Source organism: Herbaspirillum sp. GW103, from assembly GCF_000261365.1.
Lineage (GTDB): Bacteria > Pseudomonadota > Gammaproteobacteria > Burkholderiales > Burkholderiaceae_D > Herbaspirillum.
In genome coordinates this window covers 736,215-758,685 of record NZ_AJVC01000004.1, presented here as the reverse complement: position 1 = coordinate 758,685, position 22,471 = coordinate 736,215, and the positions used below count along the sequence as shown (strand labels likewise).

Sequence of the window (22,471 nt, the reverse complement as noted above, 5' to 3'; positions counted from 1 at the left end):
ATTGCCGCCCATGATCACCGGACACGACATGCCAGCCGCCCAGTGCCCTTCCTCGGTCGTCACCTCAGCCGACGTACGCCCGGGCGGCGTTGACGAACGCTTGCGCGAGACCTTGCGTCCGCTGCTGGTGATCGTGCGCCAGCAAAGCGCCGCCTGGGCCGCCCGCCTCGGTCAGGGAGACGGTGCGCCGCGACTGCCCGCCCTGGTCTTGCGTACGCTGGCGGCGCTGCGCGATTACGCCGCCAACAGCGGCGCCAGCGTCTTTGCCGAGTCGGCCTCGGGCCTGCTGCAACAGCTGCAGCACTGCAGCGAGGCTGGCGTGCAGGCGGGCCTGCAAGATCTCATCGAAGCCGGCATCCAGACCTTGTCAGCCCAGTTGGACGGAGCCTTGACGCCGGCGACCCGCTTGCCGCCCGAAGTCATCGATCCGGTGCTGCTGCCGGTGTTCCTGGAGGAGGCGCAAGAGCTCATCGCCGGCATCGGCGAGACCTTGCTGGTGCTGCCCGAGGGCGAGCATCCCGATGCCGTCGAGAGCAGTCTGCTGGCCGAACTGGCGCGTCCCCTGCATACGCTCAAGGGCAGCGCGCGCATGGTGGGGGCACTGCACCTGAGCCGCTGCCTGCATGACATGGAAGGCGCCTTGCAACGGCTGGGCAGCCCCGGTAGTCCTGCGCCGCGCAGCGTGGCTGCCTTGCTGGCCCTGTATGACCAGGCGGTAGAACATTTCAGCATCCTGGAGCAGGGCCTGGTTGCCCTGCCCGGTGCTGCCACCAGCGCGACCATGCCCGCCCCCGCGCCGGGCAGCAAGGCCGCCGAGGGACGGCTGACTGCGCCGCTGGTACGTATCCGCACCACCGTGCTGGACAGGCTGCTGAACCAGGTGGGTGAAGTGTCGATCAGCCGTGCCCAGCTGGACAATGAAATAGGCGCCCTGCAGGGCGATGCTCGCGTACTGGGTGAAGAACTGGACTCCCTGGCCCGGCAGTTGCGGCGCTGGCAGCGCGGCTTGGAGCAGGGCAGCCTGGTCCCCCGAGGTGACGCCAGCGCAGGCCTGAGCGAGCTGGCCCAGGTCATGGAAGCAGCCCTGGCGGCCGCCATGGCGCGCCAGAAGCAGTTGTTGCAGCGGGTGATGAAAACCCGGGAAGGGCTGCGGCTGCAAGGTCGCACCACGCGTGAGCTGCAACAGGAGCTTATTCATGCACGCATGGTCAAGTTCAACAGCATGGAGCCTCGCATGCAGCACCTGGCGCGCCAGGTCGCGGCCGAAACCGGGAAGCCCCTGGCGCTGGACCTGTCGGACTGCCGCCTGCAGATCGACCGCGCCATCCTGGAGCGCCTCATGGGGCCATTGGAACACCTGCTGCGCAATGCCGCCGTACACGGCATCGAGGAGGCGCCCTTGCGCCGCGCGGCCGGCAAGCCGGCCAGCGGCCACCTGCGCATCCAGGCCGGGCACGAAGGCAATGAAGCCGTCATCCGCGTGCGCGACGATGGCCACGGCCTGGACCTCGCCGCCATTCGCCGCAAGGCGCTGCAACGTGGTCTGCCCGGCGTGGAGCACTGGAGCGAGGCGCGCCTGGCCGAGCTGATCTTCGAACCCGGCTTCAGCACCAGCGCTCAGGTCTCGGCCCTGGCCGGGCGCGGCATCGGCATGGATGTGGTGCGCGCCGAAGTGGCCGCGCTGGGCGGGCGCATCACCGTGCATTCGTGGCCGGGGCAGGGCGTGCTCTTCACGCTCTATCTGCCGCTGTCGCTGGCGGTGCAGCAGGTCTGCCTGCTGCACCACGGGCAGCAGCAGTACGCCATCCCCTCCACCCTCATCGGCAGCGTGATCCAGCTGCGCAGCCAACAGGCGCGCCAGGCGTTGGCGCAGCGCGCATTGGAGGTCAATGGCCGGCAACTGGCGCTGCATCCACTGCACAGCCTGCTGGACGAGCCGCCGCCGGTGTCGCCGCCAGGCAGTGGTGATGCGGATTCGGCCTTTGCCTTGCTCATCAAGAACGGCGATGAACTGATGGTCATCATGGCCGATCACGTCAGCGGCAACCGCGAAGTGGTGGTCAAGCCGGTCGGGCCGCAGGTGGCTACGCTGTCCGGCATGGTCGGTGCCACCGTGCTGGGAGACGGGCAGATCGTGCTCATCATCAACCCGCTGCTGCTGGCCGGCTCGCGCCGTGTCGATGACGGCGCGGCGGCTGCCAACGTACGATAGTGGTCTTGGGCGGGCCAGCGGCGCCTGCTTCGGCGTTCGCACCAGGCACACGTTCGCCAGGGACCGCTGGCTGCGCCTGTCAGTGGCCGGTGGCCACCGGGCGCTGCGGATCGGAACTCCATTCGCTCCACGAGCCCGGATACAAATGCGCCCCCGGCAAGCCCGCCACTTCCAGCGCCAGCAGGTTGTGGCAGGCTGTCACGCCCGAGCCGCACTGCATCACTGCGGCCTGCGGGTCACCCAGCACCGACAGCCATTCCTCGCGCAGTTGAGCGGCACTCTTGAAGTGGCCATCGGCTTGCAGATTGTCCTTGAAGAAGCGATTCTTCGCGCCCGGGATATGGCCGCCCACGGCATCAATGGTTTCGTTCTCGCCGCGGAAGCGGTCCGGTGCGCGTGCATCGACCACCTGCAGCGTCTGGCTCTTGAGATTGTCCAGCAGGGTTTGCGCATCCACCGTCTTTACCAGCGAGGAGAGATCCTGGATGTTGCCGGGCACCGCCGGTCCAGGTATCTCGCTGGTGAGGGTCTCGCCCAGTGCCTGCCAGGCCGCCATGCCGCCATCGAGTACGGCCACGTCGCCGTGGCCGATCCAGCGCAGCAGCCACCACAGGCGCGCGGCATACATGCCGCCTTGGGCGTCATAGGCCACCACCTGGGTGTCGTTGTTGATGCCCAGCTCGCGCATGGCCTGCACGAACTGCTGACGGTCCGGCAGCGGATGGCGACCGTGGAAGCGCCCGGCGGCATCGGTCTTGGGACCGGAGAGCAACTCATCCAGATGGGCAAAGCGTGCCTGCGGCAGGTGGCCGGCAGCGTAGGCTTCGCGGCCGAAGGCGGGGTTGCTCAGGTCGTGACGGCAATCCACGACAACAATGTTCAGATATTGCGCGCGCGACTTCAGCTCGCTGGCGCTGATGAGGGTCTGATAGGTCATGAGGCTCTCCTTTTGTTCATAGGCCCTGCAGACGGGCAGGATTCGGTGATTCACACTTCGGTGGCGATCGGGTCCACCTTGGGAACGTTCCTGGCCAGCGCCTGAGTCTTGCGCTGGTTGCGATAGGTGGCCAACATGCCGCTGGCCAGGATGATGGCCATGCCCAGCCAGCCGATCCAGCCCGGCGCGTCGCCCCAGATCAGCACCCCGAAGAGGCTGGAAAAGACGATGCCGGTGTATTGCAGGTTGGCGGTGACCAGCGTATTGCCGAGCCGGTAGGCGCGCGTCATGGCAATCTGCGCGGTGGTGGCCGTCAAGCCTATCATGAGCACCAGCAGTGCACCGATCCAGGAATGGCTGTGCCATAGCGGTACGCGGCCGGTCACCACGCTACCGATCAGACCGGCCAGAACGCCGGTGGCAGAAAAGTAGAACACCACGCGGTACTCCGGTTCCCCCAGCAGTCCCAGCTTGCGCACCTGCAGGTACACCAGTGCCGAGAGTACGCCGGAGGCCAGCGAGATGGCACCGCCCAGCAACTGCTCGGCATTGAGCGAAGGCCGCATCAAGAGTGCCACGCCCAGGAAGCTCAGCGCCACCGTGCCGGCCAGTCCCCATTCAAATTTCTTCTGTCCCTGCCACCAGCCGGCCACGAACAGCATCACCGCGATCCAGATCGAGGACATGTAGTTCAGCGTCGTCGCCGTCGCCACCGGCAGCAGGCTGAACGAGTAGAACCACATCCACAACGAGATCACGCCCACGCCGCCGCGGATGAAGTGATCGCGCGGGAAGGGGGTGCGCAGCGTGCCGCCGCGCACACGGATCAGACCGAGGATGAAGAGCACGCCGATCACGCCCCGGCAGAGCACGATCTCCGACGTCGAGTAGTAACTGCTGGCGAGCTTGACGCACGCACCCATGACGGCAAAGAGGAATGAGGCAACGAGCATCCAGAGCGATTGCATGGCGGCGGTTCAGTAGAGTGAGGGGAGAAGGAGCAAGGCGCAGGCAGTAAGAGCCGGGCAGGCGCCGGTGCCAAAGAAAACGGCAGCCCCGGCGTGAACCGGGGCTGCCGTTGTGCAGCAGGAGCAGAGGTCGGGCGAGGGCGGCGGACAATGACGACGCAGATTGCGTCCGTCGTGAGCTTGCCGCGTTGCCTGCATCTGCTTTCCCCCTGCGCGGCCTGTGGGCCTGGTTATGGTGTGCTGGTTCCCTGCGGCACGTCCAGCTGCTGGCGATACCACTCGTGGAAGTGCTGCATGCCGTCTTCCATGGGCGACTGGTAGGGACCGACTTCGCTGGTGCCGCGATCCATCAGTATACGACGACCGGCATCCATGCGCTGGGCGATCTCGTCATCCTCGACGCAGGTCTCCATGTAGGCGGCGCGCTCGGCTTGCACCAGTTCGCGTTCGAAGAGGGCGATCTCTTCCGGATAGTAGAACTCCACCACATTGGTGGTCTTCTGCGGACCGGTCGGCCAGAGCGTGGACACCACCAGCACGTGCGGATACCACTCCACCATGATGTTGGGGTAGAGCGTCAACCAGATGGCGCCGTACTTGGGCGGCTTGCCGTTGGAGAACTGCAGCAGCTTTTCCTGCCACTTGGCGTAGGTGGGCGAGCCGGACTTGATCAGGCCGTGGTTCACGCCCACGGTCTGGACGCTGTAGTCGCGGCCGAATTCCCACTTCAGATCGGAGCAGCTCACGAAGTTGCCCAGGCCAGGATGGAAGGGCTCGACGTGGTAATCCTCCAGATAGACCTCAATGAAGGTCTTCCAGTTGTAGTCGCACTCGTGCACTTCGGTGTGGTCGTACAGATAGCCCGAGAAATCCAGATCGCGCGTCACACCCAGGTGTTTGAGCTTGTCGGCGATGTTGACGCCGTTGTTCTCGAACAGCAGCCCGTTCCAGCTTTGCAGCGCAGTCTTGGACAGGTTCATGCACGGCGTCTCGCCGAAATGCGGCGCGCCGATCAGTTCGCCCTTCAGATCGTAGGTCCAGCGATGCAGGGGACAGACGATGTTGGCAGCATGGCCGCGACCATCAAGCATCTTGGCCTGGCGGTGACGGCACACGTTGGACAGCAGTTCAATACCCTGCGCATTGCGCACCAGCATGCGGCCTTCGTTTTCCCACGGCAGCGTGGCATAGTCACCCGCTTCGGGCACCATCAGCTCATGGCCGACGTAACGAGGTCCTTGCTGGAAGAGTTGTTTCAGTTCCCGCTGATGGAGCGGTTCGTCGAAGTAGACGTGGACTGGAAGTTGCGCGTTTGAACGCGCCAATTTGGCAAAAGTAGCAAGATCGGACATTTCCGCCCCCAAATTAATTTGCACCAACCTAAGGAAGAAAATCCGCAAAAACCTGTGTTCAAATAATATGAAGAGGAAATTTTGGACAGAACCGTGGATTATGCCATAAAACCCCCATAAGGGGCCGGGTTTTGTGGCCAAAATGCCAGTAAATTGGCCGAATTTACAAGCTCGGCTCGAAATGCCCCGACATTTCCACGCCCTTCATTGACTTGGGGATCGCCGGTTTGTTCTAAAATACCCGGCTGAATTTTTGAATGGGTCGATATGCCTAGAACCTCTGCTGCTGCATCCTCTGCTGCTGCCTCTGCGGCGGCCGAGGCCCTGCCTGTCTCCTTCGAAGACGCGATGAAGGAGCTGGAACAGCTCGTGGCCCGCATGGAAGCCGGCGAGCTGCCGCTGGAAGCTTCGGTGGCCGCCTACAAGCGCGGTTCCGAACTGGTCAAGTTCTGTGCCGGTCAGCTCGAGAAGGTGGACAGCCAGGTCAAGCTGCTCGAGGGCGACATGCTCAAGCCCTTCAACGCAGCGGACGCTTCCGCCGGGGACGATTGATGAATGCACAGATGCCGGCCGCCAGCGCGCAGGCCCCGCTAGCTTTTGCCGACTGGACTGGTCAGGTGCAGGGTGGCATGGAAGACGTGCTGGACCGCTTCCTGGCGCCGACTTCGGTAGTGCCGGCGCGCCTGCATGAAGCCATGCGCTACACTGCCATGGAGGGCGGCAAGCGGGTGCGCCCGCTGCTGGTCTACGCGGCCGGAGACATCTTCGCCACGCCGCGCGTGCTGCTGGACCGGGCTGCGGCTGCAGTCGAGATGATCCACGTCTATTCGCTGGTGCATGACGACATGCCCTGCATGGATGACGATGCCCTGCGCCGCGGCAAGCCTACCGTGCACGTGCAGTACGACGAAGCGACTGCGCTGCTGGTCGGTGATGCCCTGCAGGCACAGGCTTTCGAGACCCTGTCGGCGCCGCTGGAGGCCGAACTCGGCCAGCACGATCCCGGTCTTTCGGCGCGCCAGCTGCGCATGGTCAACCTGCTGGCCCAGGCGGCCGGTTCGGTGGGCATGTGCGGCGGCCAGGCGATTGACCTGGCCAGCGTCGGCATGACCCTGTCGCTGGCCGAACTGGAACAGATGCACCGCCTCAAGACCGGTGCCCTGCTGCGCGCAGCCGTGCTGCTGGGCGCGCTGGGCGGCAAGGCCCTGACGGCCGACGAGAGCGCCGCGCTGGACGAGTATGCGCGCGCCATCGGCCTGGCTTTTCAGGTGGTCGATGACATCCTTGATGCCACCGCCGACTCGGCCACGCTGGGCAAGACGGCGGGCAAGGATGCGGCCGACAACAAGCCGACCTATGTCTCGATCCTGGGCCTGGCCGAATCTCAGGCGCTGGCCGAGAAACTGCGCGGCAACGCGCATGCGGCGCTGCTGCCCTTTGGCGAGAAGGCGCGCCGCCTGCGCGAGCTGGCCGACCTGATCGTGCAGAGAAAGACTTGAGCGACCCGATCACCGACACAACCCAGGCATGAAGACGGACCGCGCGGCATATGCCAGGCGCGGGCTTCAGATCCCAACACGGTAAGAACAGATGCTCCTCACTACCATCAACGACCCGGCCGACCTGCGCCGCCTGTCCCGCCCTCAATTGAAGCCGCTGGCCGAAGAGCTGCGCGGTTTCCTGCTGGACTCGGTCTCCAAGACCGGCGGCCACTTGTCTTCGAACCTGGGCACGGTCGAGCTGACCATCGCGCTGCATTACGTCTTCAACACCCCTGAAGACCGCATCGTCTGGGACGTGGGCCATCAGACTTATCCGCACAAGATCCTCACCGGCCGTCGTGACCGCATGGATACGCTGCGCCAGCAGGAGGGCATCTCGGGCTTCCCGCGCCGTATCGAAAGTCAATACGACACCTTCGGCACGGCGCATTCCTCGACCTCCATCTCGGCCGCGCTGGGCATGGCGCTGGCGGCCAGGACGCAGGGTTCGGACCGCCATGCGATTGCCGTCATCGGCGACGGCGCCATGACTGCGGGCATGGCTTTCGAAGCGCTCAACAATGCGGGCGTGCATGAGGACATCAACCTGCTGGTGATCCTCAACGACAATGACATGTCGATCTCGCCGCCGGTGGGTGCGCTCAATCGCTACCTGGCGCGCCTGATGTCGGGCAAGTTCTACGCAAAGGCGCGCGACGTGGGCAAGTCGGTGCTGCCCGGCCCGGTGCTGGAGCTGGCCAAGCGTCTGGAAGAACACGCCAAGGGCATGGTGGTCCCGGCCACCATGTTCGAGGAATTCGGCTTCAACTACATCGGCCCCATCGATGGCCATGATCTCGATTCGCTCATCCCCACGCTGCAGAACCTGAAGCAGCTCAAGGGACCGCAGTTCCTGCACGTGGTCACCAAGAAGGGACAAGGCTACAAGCTGGCCGAGGCCGATCCGGTGCTCTATCACGGTCCCGGCAAATTCAATCCCAGCGAAGGCATCAAGCCCAGCGCGGGCGGCAAGCTGACCTATACCCAGGTCTTCGGTCAATGGCTGTGCGACATGGCCGCCGCCGATGAAAAACTGGTCGGTATCACCCCGGCCATGCGCGAGGGCTCGGGCATGGTGGGCTTTGAGAAGACCTTCCCGAAACGTTATTACGACGTCGGCATCGCCGAACAGCACGCCGTCACCTTCGCCGCCGGCATGGCCTGCGAGGGCATGAAGCCGGTGGTGGCGATCTACTCGACCTTCCTGCAACGCGCCTACGACCAGTTGATCCATGACGTGGCCCTGCAGAACCTGGACGTGACCTTCGCCCTGGACCGCGCCGGTCTGGTCGGTGCCGATGGTGCCACCCACGCCGGCAACTATGACCTGGCCTTCCTGCGCTGCATTCCCAACATGGTGGTGATGGCCGCTTCCGACGAGAACGAGTGCCGCAAGATGCTCTCTACGGCCTATCAGTATCCCGGCCCGGCCGCAGTGCGTTATCCGCGCGGTGCAGGCGTGGGTGCGGCAGTGGAGAAGACCTTGGAGACCCTGCCGCTGGGCCGCGGCGAAATTCGCCGCCAGGGCCGGGATGTCGCCATCCTGGCTTTCGGCAGCCTGCTGGCACCCGCCCTGAGCGCGGGCGACAAGCTCAATGCCACGGTGGCCAACATGCGCTTCATCAAGCCGCTGGACGTGGAACTGGTCAAACAACTGGCCGCCTCCCACGATGCGCTGGTCACGGTGGAAGAGGGCTGCATCATGGGCGGCGCCGGTGCGGCCGTCTCCGAAGCACTGGCCGCAGCCGGCATCAACAAGCCGGTGCTGCACCTGGGCCTGCCGGACCGCTTCATCGATCACGGTGATGCCGCACAACTGCTGGCGCAATGCGGGCTGGATGCCGATGGCATTGCCCAGTCCATCGTGCAGCGTTTCGGCAAGGACCAGACCCGGCTGGTCGTCAACAACGGCTGACGCTTCTTTCCCCGCCAGCCGCATCCCTCGGCAGCCGAGGGATGCGGCGCATTTTCTCATCGGTTGAACATCCTGCAGCCGCACCGGTCAAAGACCTCGTTCATTCAAATAATTTCCTTGTGGAAATATTTTTCGTGAAGGGGTGACCGGCGGCTGTGCGCGCTCGCTCCTGAAATCTTCCTGCAAGAATTCAAATGAGGAGAGGCCCATGAGATGGGTGTTGACGATAGTCGGCGGTATAGCGGGCATCGTGCTGGCCTTGGCCGGTGATTGGTCCATCGGCCCCACGATGATCCTGGTAGCGGGGCTGGGTTTCTGGCTCGGCAACGTGATGTTTGCACCGGTCGAGGAAGAGGCGCCGCCGGCCGCCTTCACCGGTACGGCACCGACGGCCTCGCTGGCCGCACGCGTGAGACAGCTGGAAGACCGGGTGAACATGCTCAGTGAAGAGGTGGAGCGGCTACGCCGGGAATCCCCTCATTACCTGCCTCAACCTGAACCGCCCATCGCGGCGGATCTCCCTGAAGACGTCCGGCCCCGTCGTGCCGACAGCAAGCCTGTCGCTCTCACTGCGTCCTCCGTGTCCGAATCGCTTGCACCAGCGCCTGACCCGGCCATCGTCCCGTCCCTTGCGCAACCCGAGCATCCACCTGCGGTCCAGGCGAGCACGACTGCCCAGCGCAAAGCTGAGGTGCCGCCTGCCATGCCTGCCGCACCGGACCTGCTGGAGCGTGCTTTCCATGCAGCGCGGGACTGGCTGCTGGGCGGCAATACAGTGGTCCGCGTGGGGATCATCGTGCTGTTCTTTGGCGTCGCCTTCCTGCTCAAGTACGCTGCCAGCAACAGCCTGCTGCCCATCGAATTGCGTCTGGCCGGGACCGCCCTGGGCGCAGCCGTTCTGCTGGGGCTGGGCTGGCGCCTGCGTGAGCGTCGCACCGTGTACGGACTCCTGCTGCAAGGCGGCGGGGTGGGGGTGCTGTATCTCACGGTCTTTGCGGCAGTCAAACTGTATGCGCTCATTGCCCCCGGCATGGCCTTGCCTCTGATGGTGGTGATCTGCGCCCTGAGCGCCTTTCTGGCGATCCGGCAGGATGCGGCTACCCTGGCCTTCATGGGCAGCGCGGGCGGCTCTCTGGCGCCGGTGCTGGTCAGTAGCGGCGGCGGCAGCCATGTCGCACTGTTCAGCTATTACGCCTTGCTCAACGCCGGCATCTTTGCCATCGCCTGGTTCAAGGCCTGGCGCGCGCTCAACCTGCTGGGATTTTCCTTCACCTTCGTGATCGGTTCGATCTGGGGCGCGACCGCCTATGCTCCGGAGCATTTCGCCAGCACCGAAGCCTTCCTGGTGCTGTTCCTGCTCATGTATGTCGGGATATCTCTCCTGTATGCCCTGCGCCGCGAGTGCGTCGTACAGCATTATGTGGATGGGACGCTGGTGTTCGGTACGCCCATTGCCGCCACGGCGCTGCAGGCGGCAATGGTCAAGTCCATGCCTTTCGGCCTGGCCTGGAGCGCCGTGGCCTTGTCGGCTTTCTATCTGCTGGTCGCAGCGGGACTGATGCGCTGGCGGCAGCGGCTGGGCTTGCTGTTCGATGCCATGCTCGCGCTCGGTGCCATCTTTGCCACCCTGGCGCTGCCCTTCGCATTCTCCGGGCAGACCACCGGTGCCGCCTGGGCGATCGAGGGAGCCGCCCTGGTCTGGATGTCGGTGCGCCAGCGCCGGCTGCTGGCACTGCTGTCCGGCTTGCTGATGCAGGGTGCGGCGGCAGTGGCCTTCCTGGCTTCCTGGGGCGAGCCGGTCGGCATCTCGGCGCTGCCCGTGGCCAATGCCGGCTTCCTGTTCATGCTGATGATCGCGCTGGCGGGGCTCTTCATCGGATGGTGGTTGCAGGTGCGCAGCGATGCGGGACGCTGGCACGTCTGGCTGCCCGAAGCGGGACTGGCCGCTGCGCTCTGGGGCCTGTGCTGGTGGGCGGCTGCCGGAGTGCGGGAGATCCAGTCCCACGCCGCCCCGCTGGCCTACCCCGAGGCGGTGTCCTTCATCCTGCCGGCGCTGGTGCTGTGGGCCATTCTCACGGCCTGGCTGGCACATGCTGCACGTTGCCTGCTGGCCTGGCCGCTGGCCCGATGCGTCGAGCAGGCGTTGGCACCGCTGCTGGCTCTGCTGACACTGGGCCTGTTCCTCACATCTGCGGCGCCGCTGACCGCTTGGGGATGGTTGGCCTGGCCGCTGGCCGTGGTGTCGACCTACGCCATCCTGTGGCGCCTGGAGAAGGGGCAAGAGCGCGAAGAGACGTCACGCTGGTCGCCCCATGCCCTGCAGCACCTGCTCAGTTTCTGGATGTTGTGTGCCTTGCTGGCCTTCGAGGGCTACTGGCGCCTGCGCCAATTCGTCCCCGAAGGCGCGTGGAGCTGGAGCGCCTGGGCCTATGGACTGGGACTGTGCCTGCTGGCGGTGGCTACCCTGGGTTCCCGGCTGCGCTGGCCGGTGGCCGCGCATGCCTGGCTTTACCAGGTCTGGGGCGCAGCACCACTGGCGCTGCTGTTGTGGGTCTGGAGCATCGGCAGTGCCGCCAGCGAGGGCGACGCCGCACCACTGTTCTGGCTGCCCCTGCTCAACCCCCTGGACGTAGCGCAATTACTGGCCTTTGTTGCAGTGGCCGCATGGATAGGGCGTTTGCGCCAACTGAAGGTGAGTGAACCGCCGGTGGAAATGAATTATCTGGCATTCGCCACGGTGTTCCTGTGGTTCAACGCGCTGCTGCTGCGCACCCTGCATCACTGGACCGGGCTGCCGTACACGCTGGCCGACATTTCGCATTCCGCGCTGGCCCAGGCCGCGTTGACGGTGTTCTGGGCTTTGTGCGCGCTCACCATGCAGGTCATTGCCACGCGCGGCGGCATGCGCATGCTGTGGTTCGCCGGTGGCGCCCTGCTGGGGGGGACGGTGATCAAGCTGTTCCTGTTCGACCTCTCGCGCATCCAGGGCCTGGAAAGGATTGTGGCCTTCATCGGGGTCGGGGTGCTGCTGTTGCTGGTGGGGTATTTCTCGCCCTTGCCACCCAGGCAGGCTACGCCAGAGGAGGTCAAGCCATGAAGCGGATGATGATGGGTTTCTGCGCCAGCCTGGTGGCGCTGGTGGCGCAGGCCGGTGAGGCGCCGCCGCCGGTCGTGACGCAATGGTATGGGCTCACCGTGAGCGGCACCGGTCCGTATTACCGCATGCGCTTGCCGCCGGAGATTTATGCGGCCAGCCAGCGCAGCGACCTGGGTGATGTACGCATCCTCAACGGGGCCGGAGAGCAGGTACCGTTCTCGCTGGAGGCGGCCAGCGTTCCCGCCCCGATCCAGCGCGCGGTGCTGGCGCCGGTGAACTGGTTTGCCGTGCCCACGGCGGCCAGGACGGCTGGCCAGGGCCGGCTGGGGGTCTTGCTGGGGGCCGATGGTAGCTTGCGCGCCGAGCTTGGTGCGCCCGCCGCGCCGCGCGCCTCTGACGATACCGTCCTGGTCGATCTGGGCCGGGAGGCAGCCGTCAGCGCCTTGCGTATTCATCTGCGTGGGGCGCAATATCAGGGCCGCGTCCGGGTGGAAAGCAGCGCGGACCTGACGCAGTGGCACGCCGTGGGGGAAGCCGAGCTGCTCAACGCCTCCGCGAACGACAAGCAGTTGCGCCAGGAGCGCGTGGCGCTGGAAGGATTGCGACAACGCTACCTGCGGCTGAGCTGGCCCGATGGCATGCCCGAAATCGCCGAGATCGCATCCGAGACCTTGCTGGCGGAGCCAGTCGCCGGGAGCGGCGCCGCCCCCTTGCGCTGGCAGGCCGCAGCGCAGGTCCGAGCCGGCAGCCAGGCGGGAGAATATGTGTTCGCCAGCGGCGGCGTCTATCCGGTAGAAAGCCTGCGCATCGATTTGCCGCAGCCCAATACCATCGCCAAGGTCAGCTTGCAGAGCCGCGATGATGCCAAGGCAGCCTGGCGCGGCATCGCCACGGGAACCGCGTTCCGCTTGCAAGGAAAGTCAGGAGAGGAGCGCTCGGCACCGTTGCAATTCGAGGCCACGTCCGCGCGTGACTGGCGCATCTTGGTGGACATGCGCAACGGCGGCCTCGGCAGTGGCTTGCCTCAGGTGAGCCTGGGCTGGCGCCCGGCGCAGCTGACCTTCGTAGCACGGGGATCAGCGCCGTTCAGGATCGGCGCGGGCAATGCCGCGCTCACGGCGGTGGCGCAGCCGACCGGGGAATTGCTGATGGGCGCGCATCCCGAGACGGGCATCGCCACGCTGGGTGTACGGCTGCCGATGGCGCAGGAAAAGGAGCCGCGCATTGCGGCCAGTGCCCGCCACATCGTGCTCTGGATGACCTTGATCCTCGCCGTTGCCACCCTGGGCGGGATCGCCTGGCGTCTGGCGCGCAGCAAACCGACCGACGCGTCGCAGTAGCCTTCGTCCTCGCCTCGCAGCGGGAGTGCGCTCAGCGCTCCCGCCCCTTCTCCCACAACACGTCCTGCCCGCCCGCTTCGCGATTGAGTACGCGCGCCAGTACGAAGCACAGGTCGGAGAGGCGATTCAGATACTGCCGTGCCGGGGCATTCACCCCCGCCTCCGATTTTTCCAGCATCACCACGCTGCGCTCGGCGCGGCGGCACACAGTGCGGCATACATGTGCCAGCGCCGCCGTGCGTGAGCCGCCCGGCAGGATGAATTCCTTCAACGGGGGCAGGGTGGCGTTGTATTTCTCCAGCAGCGCATCCAGCCGCGCCAGGTGCGCATCGGCCAGCACCGTATAACCGGGAATGCAGAGCTCTCCGCCCAGGTCGAACAGGTCGTGCTGGATCGACACCAGTTCCTCCCGCAGCGCAGCCGGCAGCGTCTCGCACAGCAGCAGGCCCAGCTGCGAATTCAATTCATCCACATCACCCAGTGCCTGGATGCGCAGGCTGTCCTTGCCCACGCGACTGCCATCGCCCAGGCCGGTGCTGCCATCGTCGCCCGTGCGGGTGGCGATCTTGGAAAGTCGGTTACCCATCATGCTCCTTGTTGATTCGCCGGGCAGCTTAAGCGCAAGCAAGGGCCAAGGCAAGTGTTTCCCACACCTTGCGAGGCGCGCCGCGCCTGCTGGAAAAATTGCGTAAACAATTCACTTGATTTGTCTGACTGCGCGGCTTGGGCGCCGACATTTGCGCAAATTCGCGCCCGCAAGAGAGTAAAATTCACCGATTGGATCAGTGGTCAGTCCACTGGAGCGGCGAGCGATGCCGCTTCACCGGCCCCTGCATCCTTCCCGCACAAGACCATAACAAGAACCGAGACACCAGACCCCTGAGAGAATCTGCATGAATCACCTAGTTGACGCCCGGAAACTGAAACGCCCCGTGCCCCAGGCCCTGCTCGACGAGCTCAAGGCCCTCTTCGGCGAGCGCTGCTCCACCACCCTGGCCATGCGCGAGCACCACGGTCGCGATGAATCCTCTTACGATCCCATGCTGCCCGATGCCGTGGTCTTCGCCCACAGCACCGAGGAAGTCGCCGCCTTCGTCAAGCTCTGCAGCCAGTACGACACTCCCATCATCCCCTACGGTGCCGGCACCTCGCTGGAGGGCCACGTGCTGGCCCTGCAGGGCGGCGTGACGGTGGACCTGTCGCAGATGAACCAGGTCCTGGCCGTCAATGCCGAAGACCTGACCGCCACCGTCCAGGCCGGTGTCACCCGCAAGCAGTTGAACCAGGAGATCAAGGATACGGGACTGTTCTTCCCCATCGACCCCGGTGCCGATGCCTCGCTGGGCGGCATGGCTTCCACCCGCGCATCGGGCACCAATGCCGTGCGCTACGGCACGATGAAGGAAAACACCCTGACCCTGACGGTGGTGACCGCCCAGGGCGAGATCATCAAGACCGGTACCCGCGCCAAGAAGTCCTCGGCCGGCTACGACCTGACCCGCATCTATGTCGGCAGCGAAGGCACGCTGGGCATCATCACCGAAGTGACCGTGCGTCTGTATCCCCAGCCCGAGGCCATTTCGGCGGCGATCTGTTCTTTCCCCACCGTCGCCGACGCCGTCAACACCGTCATCCAGACCATCCAGATGGGCGTGCCCCTGGCGCGCGTGGAGCTGCTCGATGAAAATGGCGTACGCGCTATCAATGCCCACGACAAGCTGAACCTGCCGGTCAATCCGCTGCTGCTGTTTGAATTCCATGGCAGCGACAATGGTGTCAAGGAACAGGCCGAACTGGTCCAGGACATCGCCCGCGAATTTCATGCCCTCGGCTTCGAATGGGCGACCCGTCCCGAAGACCGCACACGCCTGTGGACCGCCCGTCACAACGCCTACTTCGCGCTGCTGCAATTGCGTCCGGGGGCGCGCGCGATTTCTACCGACTGCTGCGTACCAATCTCGCGCCTGGCCGAATGCGTGCTGGCCACCAAGGCCAATTGCGAAGAGCAGGGCCTGATCCACGCCATCATCGGCCATGTCGGCGATGGCAATTTCCACGTGCAGATGATGGTGGATCCGAATGACCCCGCCGACATCGCCCGCGCCGAAGGCGTCAACGCCCGCATGGTGGCGCGTGCCCTCGACATGGATGGCACCTGCACCGGAGAACACGGCGTGGGCCTGCACAAGATGGACTTCCTGATCCAGGAGCATGGCGACGGCGCCATTGCCGTCATGCGCGCCATCAAGCATGCGCTCGATCCGAAGAACATCATGAACCCCGGCAAGATCCTGCGCTGGGAGCAGTGAGGTCGATGTGTCAGGCAGGCCAGGGAAGAAAAACCTGGTTTCATGCTCTTGCCCTTTTAGTTTTTCGGTAACGCAATGTTAGTTTTCATCAGTTTTGCTTGAACCGCTGCAGGAATCCACCATCCATGGCTACCCGCCTCCCCCCCGTCCATGCCCTGTCCGCCTTCGAGGCTGCAGCCCGCCACAACTCCTTCGCGATTGCCGCCGAGGAGTTGTGCATTACCCCCTCGGCGCTGTCGCACCGGATCCGTCTGCTGGAAGAATTCGTCGGCGAGCGCCTGTTCTATCGCGATGGACGCTCCATCGGGCTGTCCGAATTCGGTCGGCGCTATCTGGACGTGGTCCGCAGCGCCTTGCGTACGCTGACCGATTTCCCGATGCCCCATCGCAATGCCGCCGTGCAGCCCAAGATCAAGGTGATGCTGCCGCCCACCTTCGCGCGCCACCTGCTCATGCCGCGCATTGCCGACTTCACCCAGCGTCATCCGGAGATCGTGGTCGAGCTCTACCTGTCGGTGCCGCTGTATGACCTGTCGCTGTCGGAGAGTGACGTCGAGATCCGTTTCGGGGCCGGCAACTATCCCAACATCATCACCGAGAAGCTGTTCGAAGAACCTGCCTTTGCCGTGGCCAGCCCCGGCTACCTGAAGACCCTGCCGCCGATGAAATCGCCCGCCGACCTGCAGCATGCGACCCTGCTGCGTTCGGCACTGGAACCCTGGCAGCCCTGGTTCGAGGCGGCCGGTCTGAAAGACTGGGTGGAACCCTCGGCGGGGTTGCGCGTGGATGACCTGGGCCTGTTGCTGGAAGCCGTGCGCCATGGCTACGGCATCGGCCTCACGCGCCAGCATTTCGCCGAAGAACTGCTGGCCCGGGGCGAGATCGTGGAACTGTTCGACGTGCGCCTGCGCACCCCGCCGCATGCGTATTACGTGGTCTACGAACGCGCCGTGCGCGAGCGGCCCGAGGTCGATACCTTCATCAGCTGGATCCAGAACGCCTTCCGCAACATCTGACTCGCCTTTGCATCACCTCTCTCTGGTCCGGCCGCCCTGAAAATAATTCACGGCGGCCGGAAATTCTTTTCAGTGGGCCGTCAGACAACAGGGGACCGTGCAGAGCGGCAAAATTCGTTACACTTGTCGGACTGAAAAAGCCCGCCCCATGCGGGTCGACAACAAACGAGACAGCGTGAGCCGCAGCACCGGATGCAAGAAGAGGGACATCCAGCGCCGCACGCCTGCCTAGCTTACCGCCGAGGTCCAGCATGAATGCTCCCGCCCAACCGTCCTTCGCGCCGGCCCGCCAGCGCGAAGTCGTCGATGCGCTACGCCGGGTCGTCCCCGCGCACTGCGTGCTGTTCGACGAGGAAGATACCCGCCCCTACGAATGCGACGGCCTGGCCGCCTATCGCCAGCTGCCCATGGTGGTGGTGCTGCCCGAGAACGAGGCGCAGGTCGTCGCCATCATGAAGACCTGCCACCAACTGCAGGTGCAGATCGTGCCGCGCGGCGCCGGTACCGGCCTCTCTGGTGGGGCCATGCCCATTGCCGATGGCGTGGTGGTCTCCACTGCCAAGTTCAACCAGATCGTCAAACTGGACAAATATTCGCGCACCGCCGTGGTCCAGCCCGGCGTGCGCAACCTGGCCATCTCCGAAGCGGCCGCCCCGCACGGCCTGTATTACGCCCCGGACCCGTCCTCGCAGATCGCCTGTTCCATCGGCGGCAACGTGGCCGAGAATTCGGGCGGGGTGCACTGCCTGAAATACGGCCTGACGGTGCACAACGTGCTGCGCGTACGCATGGTCAGCATCGAAGGCGAAGTGGTGGAACTGGGCAGTGGCGCACTGGATGCGCCGGGACTGGATCTGCTGGCCGTCTTCATCGGTTCCGAAGGCATGCTGGGCGTGGTCACCGAAGTGACCGTCAAGCTGGTGCCCAAGCCCCAGGCGGCGCGCGTGATCATGGCTTCCTTCGACGATGTGGTCAAAGGCGGCAATGCGGTGGCCAACGTGATCGCCGCCGGCATCATCCCCGCCGGGCTGGAGATGATGGACAAGACCAGCTCGCGCATGGTCGAGCCGTTCGTGAAAGCCGGCTATGACATCGATGCCGAAGCCATCCTGCTGTGCGAATCCGACGGCACCGTGGAAGAAGTGGAAGAAGAAATCGGCCGCATGACCGACGTGCTCAACGCCAGCGGCGCGACGGCGATTGCCTGTTCGCAGTCGGAAGCCGAGCGCCTGCGCTTCTGGTCCGGCCGCAAGAATGCCTTCCCGGCGGCGGGCCGCATCTCGCCCGACTACTACTGCATGGATGGCACCATCCCGCGCAAGAAGCTGGCGCAGGTGCTGCTGGGCATCGCCGAGATGGAAAAGAAATACGGCCTGCGCTGCGCCAACGTCTTCCATGCGGGCGATGGCAACCTGCATCCGCTGATCCTCTTCGATGCCAACATCGCCGACGAATTCCACCGTGCCGAACTGTTCGGCGCCGAGATCCTGGAGCTGTGCGTGGAAGTGGGCGGCACCATCACCGGCGAACACGGCGTGGGCATCGAGAAGATCAACTCCATGTGCGTACAGTTTTCTCCCGCCGAGCGCGAGGCCTTCTTCAAGTTGAAGCGTGCCTTCGACCCGGCCTTCCTGCTCAATCCGGATAAGGCCATTCCCACCCTGCATCGCTGTGCCGAGTACGGCAAGATGCACGTGCAGCGCGGCCAGCTGCGCTTCCCCGATCTGCCGAGATTCTGACCATGCAAGCACAACAAGACATGGAGGCCGTGCTGGCCTCCTTCCGCGAACGCATCCTCTCCGGTCGCCCTCTGCAGATCCGTGGTGGCGGCACCAAGGACTGGTACGGACAAGAGCCCACCGGTGACGTGCTCGACACGCGCGCCTACCGCGGCATCATCGACTACGAGCCGACCGAGCTGGTCATCACCGCCCGCTGCGGGACATCGCTGGCCGAGATCGATGCCGCCCTGGCCGAGCACAATCAGATGCTGGCCTGGGAGCCGCCGCGCTTCGGCGGCGCGGCCACCGTCGGCGGCATGGTGGCTGCGGGTCTGTCCGGTCCCTCGCGCGCCAGTGCCGGCGCCGTGCGTGATTTCGTGCTGGGTGCCGTGCTGATGGATGCGCAGGGCGAGCAACTGCACTTCGGCGGACAGGTCATGAAGAACGTCGCCGGTTACGACATCTCGCGCCTGCTGGCCGGTTCGCTGGGCACCCTGGGCCTGATCCTGCAGGTCTCGCTGAAAGTATTGCCGCGACCGATTGCCAGCAGCACCCGCGTCTTCGAGATCAACCAGGAGGGCGCGCTGCGCCTGCTGAACCAGAGCGCAGGACAACCCCTGCCGCTGGTAGCCAGCGCCTGGGTCAACAATGTGCTCACCATCCGTTTGTCGGGCGCACAGGCCGCCGTGGATTCAGCAATCAAAAAGATGGGTGGCACCGAATTAAGCAATCCGGAAGATTACTGGACCGACCTGCGCGAGCAGACGCATCCCTTCTTCGCCGACCTGCAAGCCCCGCTGTGGCGTCTGTCCGTGCCGTCGGTGGCCCCGCCCATCGACCTGCCGGGCCGCCAGCTGATCGAGTGGGGCGGGGCACAGCGCTGGCTGCGTCCGGAATCCAATGTGGATGCCGTCGCCATCCGTGCCGCCGCACTGGCCGTCGGTGGTCACGCCAGCCTGCATCGCGGCGGTGACAAGGGCATCGGTGTCTTCCATCCCTTGCAGCCCGCGGTGGAAATGATCCATCGCCGTCTCAAGCAGCAATTCGACCCGCAGGGCATCTTCAATCCCGGCCGCCTGTACGCCAGCCTGTAAGCGCCTCTTTTCCAAGCGATCATCATGCAGACCAACTTGGCTGATTTCATCCGCAACACCCAGGCCGGCGAGGAAGCCGACAGCATCCTGCGTTCCTGTGTGCATTGCGGTTTCTGTACCGCCACTTGTCCCACCTATCAATTGCTGGGCGATGAACTGGACGGGCCACGCGGCCGCATCTATCTCATCAAGCAGGTGCTCGAAGGCAAGCCCGCCACGGCCGCCACGCAATCGCACCTGGACCGTTGCCTGACCTGCCGCAACTGCGAATCGACTTGCCCGTCCGGGGTGCAGTACGGACGACTGGTCGACATCGGCCGCAAGGTGGTGGAAGAGCAGGTGCAGCGTCCCTTCGGCGAGCGTGTCTTGCGCACCGCCCTGAAGGAACTGGTGCCGCGCAAGTGGATCTTCCGTCCGGCCATGAAGGCGGGGCAGATGGTGCGCCCGCTGCTGCCCAAGCTGCTGCAGAACAAGGTGCCGCTGCCGCAGGAGGCCGGAACCTGGCCCACGCGCACCCATGCGCGCCAGATGCTGCTGCTTGAAGGTTGCGTGCAGCCGTCGATGGCCCCCAACATCAACAGCGCCACTGCGCGCGTGCTCGATGCGCTCGGCGTGCAATTGTTCGCGCCGCCCAAGGCCGGCTGCTGCGGTGCCATCCGTTATCACCTCAATGATCAGGATGGCGGCCTGGACGACATGCGCCGCAATATCGACGCCTGGTGGCCCTACATTGAAGGCCGCGATGGTATCCGTGCCGATACCATCGTCATGAATGCCTCGGGCTGCGGTGCCACCGTCAAGGAATACGGCCACCTGCTGCAACACGATCCGGACTATGCCGAGAAGGCGCGCCGCATCTCCCACATGACGCGCGACATCAGCGAGATCCTGCCCGAGTTCGAACAGCAGCTGCAGCACAAGCTCAGGGATTTCAACGGCAAGCGCGTGGCCTATCATCCGCCCTGCACCCTGCAGCATGGCCAGAAGATCCGCGGCAAGGTCGAAGGCATCCTGCGCGCGGCCGGCGTGGATGTACAACTTTGTGCCGACAGCCATCTCTGCTGCGGTTCGGCGGGGACTTATTCGGTATTGCAACCGGAGCTGTCCTATCGTCTGCGCGACAACAAGATCAGCAAGCTGCAGGCCACCGATCCGGACATGATCGTCACCGGCAACATCGGTTGCGTCACGCACCTGCAATCCGGGACCGAGACCCCGGTGCGACACTGGATCGAATTGCTGGACGCCGCCCTGCAAGCACCTTCCTGACGATGCGCTGACACTCGTCCGGTCCGCGTGAAGTTTCCCGCAACACAACACCAGCCCCGCTTTGCGGGGCTTTTTTGTGCCTGTTTGTGGGCTTTTTGATCACCCCCGAGGCATTTTGACCCTATTTATTCGATGCGGCTTGACGGCAAGGGGCATAAGTCAATAAGCTTCGTCCTTTTTTCCGCGCGGCGGGAAAAAACGGTCAGGGTTTCTCATCAGAAACTGACGCTTCCTGACCATCCAAAAGCATGGCGCCCCTGTCACCGCACCGGCCGGCGCCGCCCGCAAGCCATACATCATCGTCCTCTCACCGGTACCTGGTGCCGGTGGCGAGCGAGGGCAGGAGAACACATGAACAAACGCATTCCACAAGCCGCCTACATTTTTGCCGCCATGCTGCTGGGCATCCTGGTCGGCTATCTGATTTTCAATCACTACGGCAAGGATGAGGCCAAGGAGTTGGCCGGCTACGTCTCGATTGCCTCGGACCTGTTCCTGCGCCTCATCAAGATGGTCATCGCACCGCTGGTGTTCTCGACCCTGGTGGTGGGCATCGCCCATATGGGCGATGCCAAGTCGGTGGGCCGCATCTTCGGCAAGTCGCTGGCCTGGTTCTTCATCGCCTCGCTGGTCTCGCTGGCGCTGGGCATGATCATGGCCAACCTGCTGCAACCGGGTGCCGGCGTGGCGCTGCCTTCGCCGGATGCTGCCGGTGCGGGCCTGGCCACCGGCAAGTTCACGGTCAAGGAATTCTTCAACCACCTGGTACCCAAGTCGATTGTGGAAGCCATGGCGCAGAACGAAATCCTGCAGGTGGTGGTGTTCTCGATGTTCTTTGGCATCGCCCTGGCGGCCCTGGGGGAGCGTGGCAAGCACCTGCTGGCCGTCATCGACGACCTCTCGCACACCATGCTCAAGATCACGGTCTACGTCATGAAGTTCGCACCCGTGGCCGTGTTTGCCGCCATGGCGGCAACGGTTGCCGTCAATGGCCTGGACATCCTGGTCAGTTTCGCGGTCTTCATGCGTGACTTCTATTTCTCGCTGGTGCTGCTGTGGTTGCTGCTCATTGCGGTGGGCTTCGTGTTCCTGAAGAAGCGCATCTTCCATCTGCTGGCCCTGATCAAGGAAGCCTTCCTGCTGGCCTTCGCCACCGCCAGCTCGGAAGCGGCCTATCCCAAGCTGCTGGATGCGCTGGATCGGTTCGGCGTCAAGCGCAAGATTTCCAGCTTCGTCATGCCGATGGGGTATTCCTTCAACCTCGATGGTTCGATGATCTACTGCACCTTCGCCACGCTCTTCATCGCCCAGGCCTATGGCATCCACATGCCCATCTCCACCCAGATCACCATGATGCTGGTGCTCATGCTGACCTCCAAGGGCATCGCCGGCGTGCCGCGCGCTTCGCTGGTGGTGATTGCCGCGACCCTGCACCAGTTCAACATTCCGGAAGCGGGCCTCTTGGTGATCCTGGGCATCGATACCTTCCTCGACATGGGCCGTTCGGCCACCAATGCGGTGGGCAACTCGATTGCCTCGGCCGTAGTGGCCAAGTGGGAAGGCGGTCTGCTCAGCGAAGAAGAAGCGGCCCGCGCCGAAGTCGAGATCGAACAGGAAGCCGAAGCCACGCTGCATACGGAAGCCTGATTAGCTCAAGGTTTGAACAATGCCGCCAGGTGATGAGCCGGGCGGCATTTTTC

At 64.5% G+C, this 22,471-nt stretch carries 16 protein-coding genes; 12 read left to right on the top strand and 4 right to left on the bottom strand.

The genetic code is table 11. The features are described 5' to 3' along the window. Nucleotides 1-10: 10 nt before the first annotated feature. Nucleotides 11-2,212: a chemotaxis protein CheA gene (locus GWL_RS15495; protein WP_081486081.1), complete on the top strand. Its 2,202-nt coding sequence runs from the start codon at nucleotides 11-13 to the stop codon at nucleotides 2,210-2,212. A 79-nt stretch (nucleotides 2,213-2,291) separates the two neighbouring features. On the opposite strand, the gene GWL_RS15490 is transcribed toward GWL_RS15495, so the two are convergent. The 3 genes from GWL_RS15490 to GWL_RS15480 form a co-directional block, all read right to left on the bottom strand. Continuing rightward, on the bottom strand, nucleotides 2,292-3,149 hold the full coding sequence (locus tag GWL_RS15490; RefSeq protein ID WP_008331882.1) for a sulfurtransferase: 858 nt from the start codon (nucleotides 3,147-3,149) through the stop codon (nucleotides 2,292-2,294). A 50-nt stretch (nucleotides 3,150-3,199) separates the two neighbouring features. After that, on the bottom strand, nucleotides 3,200-4,117 hold the full coding sequence (locus GWL_RS15485; RefSeq protein ID WP_008331881.1) for a DMT family transporter: 918 nt from the start codon (nucleotides 4,115-4,117) through the stop codon (nucleotides 3,200-3,202). A gap of 230 nt (nucleotides 4,118-4,347) precedes the next feature. Beyond that, a complete protein-coding gene (locus tag GWL_RS15480; protein WP_034350972.1) occupies nucleotides 4,348-5,469 on the bottom strand; it encodes an aromatic ring-hydroxylating dioxygenase subunit alpha in 1,122 nt (373 codons plus the stop codon). A 267-nt stretch (nucleotides 5,470-5,736) separates the two neighbouring features. Here GWL_RS15480 and GWL_RS15475 point away from each other — a divergent pair, with 267 nt between their 5' ends. The 5 genes from GWL_RS15475 to GWL_RS15455 all read left to right on the top strand — a co-directional run bounded on the left by GWL_RS15475 (nucleotide 5,737) and on the right by GWL_RS15455 (nucleotide 13,362). Continuing rightward, the gene (locus GWL_RS15475) at nucleotides 5,737-6,021 is read left to right on the top strand and encodes an exodeoxyribonuclease VII small subunit (RefSeq protein WP_008331876.1); all 285 of its coding nucleotides are present in this window, start codon (nucleotides 5,737-5,739) and stop codon (nucleotides 6,019-6,021) included. Then, entirely contained in the window at nucleotides 6,021-6,968 is a 948-nt protein-coding gene (locus GWL_RS15470) for a polyprenyl synthetase family protein (RefSeq protein WP_034350971.1), read from the top strand. Before GWL_RS15475 ends, GWL_RS15470 begins: the two co-directional genes overlap by 1 nt. A 91-nt stretch (nucleotides 6,969-7,059) precedes the next feature. Next, nucleotides 7,060-8,925 (top strand): 1-deoxy-D-xylulose-5-phosphate synthase, encoded by a 1,866-nt coding sequence (gene dxs / locus GWL_RS15465; RefSeq protein WP_008331873.1) that lies wholly within the window; start codon nucleotides 7,060-7,062, stop codon nucleotides 8,923-8,925. 208 nt (nucleotides 8,926-9,133) lie between these two features. After that, complete coding sequence (locus GWL_RS15460) at nucleotides 9,134-12,022, top strand: DUF2339 domain-containing protein (protein ID WP_008331866.1); 2,889 nt, start codon at nucleotides 9,134-9,136, stop codon at nucleotides 12,020-12,022. Next, nucleotides 12,019-13,362 (top strand): DUF3999 domain-containing protein, encoded by a 1,344-nt coding sequence (locus tag GWL_RS15455; protein ID WP_008331864.1) that lies wholly within the window; start codon nucleotides 12,019-12,021, stop codon nucleotides 13,360-13,362. Before GWL_RS15460 ends, GWL_RS15455 begins: the two co-directional genes overlap by 4 nt. A 31-nt stretch (nucleotides 13,363-13,393) precedes the next feature. Here the strand turns inward: GWL_RS15455 and GWL_RS15450 are convergent, their stop codons facing one another. Next, entirely contained in the window at nucleotides 13,394-13,948 is a 555-nt protein-coding gene (locus GWL_RS15450) for a cob(I)yrinic acid a,c-diamide adenosyltransferase (protein WP_008331863.1), read from the bottom strand. Between the two features lie 307 nt (nucleotides 13,949-14,255). Between GWL_RS15450 and GWL_RS15445 the strand changes: the two genes are divergently transcribed. The 6 genes from GWL_RS15445 (at nucleotide 14,256) to GWL_RS15420 (ending at nucleotide 22,418) form a co-directional block, all read left to right on the top strand. After that, nucleotides 14,256-15,671, top strand: coding sequence for an FAD-binding oxidoreductase (locus tag GWL_RS15445; protein ID WP_034350970.1), 1,416 nt, complete (start codon nucleotides 14,256-14,258; stop codon nucleotides 15,669-15,671). Between the two features lie 125 nt (nucleotides 15,672-15,796). Further along, nucleotides 15,797-16,687, top strand: coding sequence for a LysR substrate-binding domain-containing protein (locus GWL_RS15440; protein WP_008331861.1), 891 nt, complete (start codon nucleotides 15,797-15,799; stop codon nucleotides 16,685-16,687). A 251-nt stretch (nucleotides 16,688-16,938) separates the two neighbouring features. Further along, entirely contained in the window at nucleotides 16,939-18,426 is a 1,488-nt protein-coding gene (locus GWL_RS15435; RefSeq protein WP_008331860.1) for an FAD-linked oxidase C-terminal domain-containing protein, read from the top strand. Nucleotides 18,427-18,428: 2 nt separating this feature from the next. After that, the gene (glcE, locus tag GWL_RS15430; RefSeq protein ID WP_008331858.1) at nucleotides 18,429-19,502 is read left to right on the top strand and encodes a glycolate oxidase subunit GlcE; all 1,074 of its coding nucleotides are present in this window, start codon (nucleotides 18,429-18,431) and stop codon (nucleotides 19,500-19,502) included. 24 nt (nucleotides 19,503-19,526) lie between these two features. Then, entirely contained in the window at nucleotides 19,527-20,771 is a 1,245-nt protein-coding gene (glcF, locus tag GWL_RS15425) for a glycolate oxidase subunit GlcF (protein ID WP_008331855.1), read from the top strand. Between the two features lie 351 nt (nucleotides 20,772-21,122). Next, complete coding sequence (locus GWL_RS15420) at nucleotides 21,123-22,418, top strand: dicarboxylate/amino acid:cation symporter (protein WP_008331851.1); 1,296 nt, start codon at nucleotides 21,123-21,125, stop codon at nucleotides 22,416-22,418. Nucleotides 22,419-22,471: the final 53 nt, after the last annotated feature.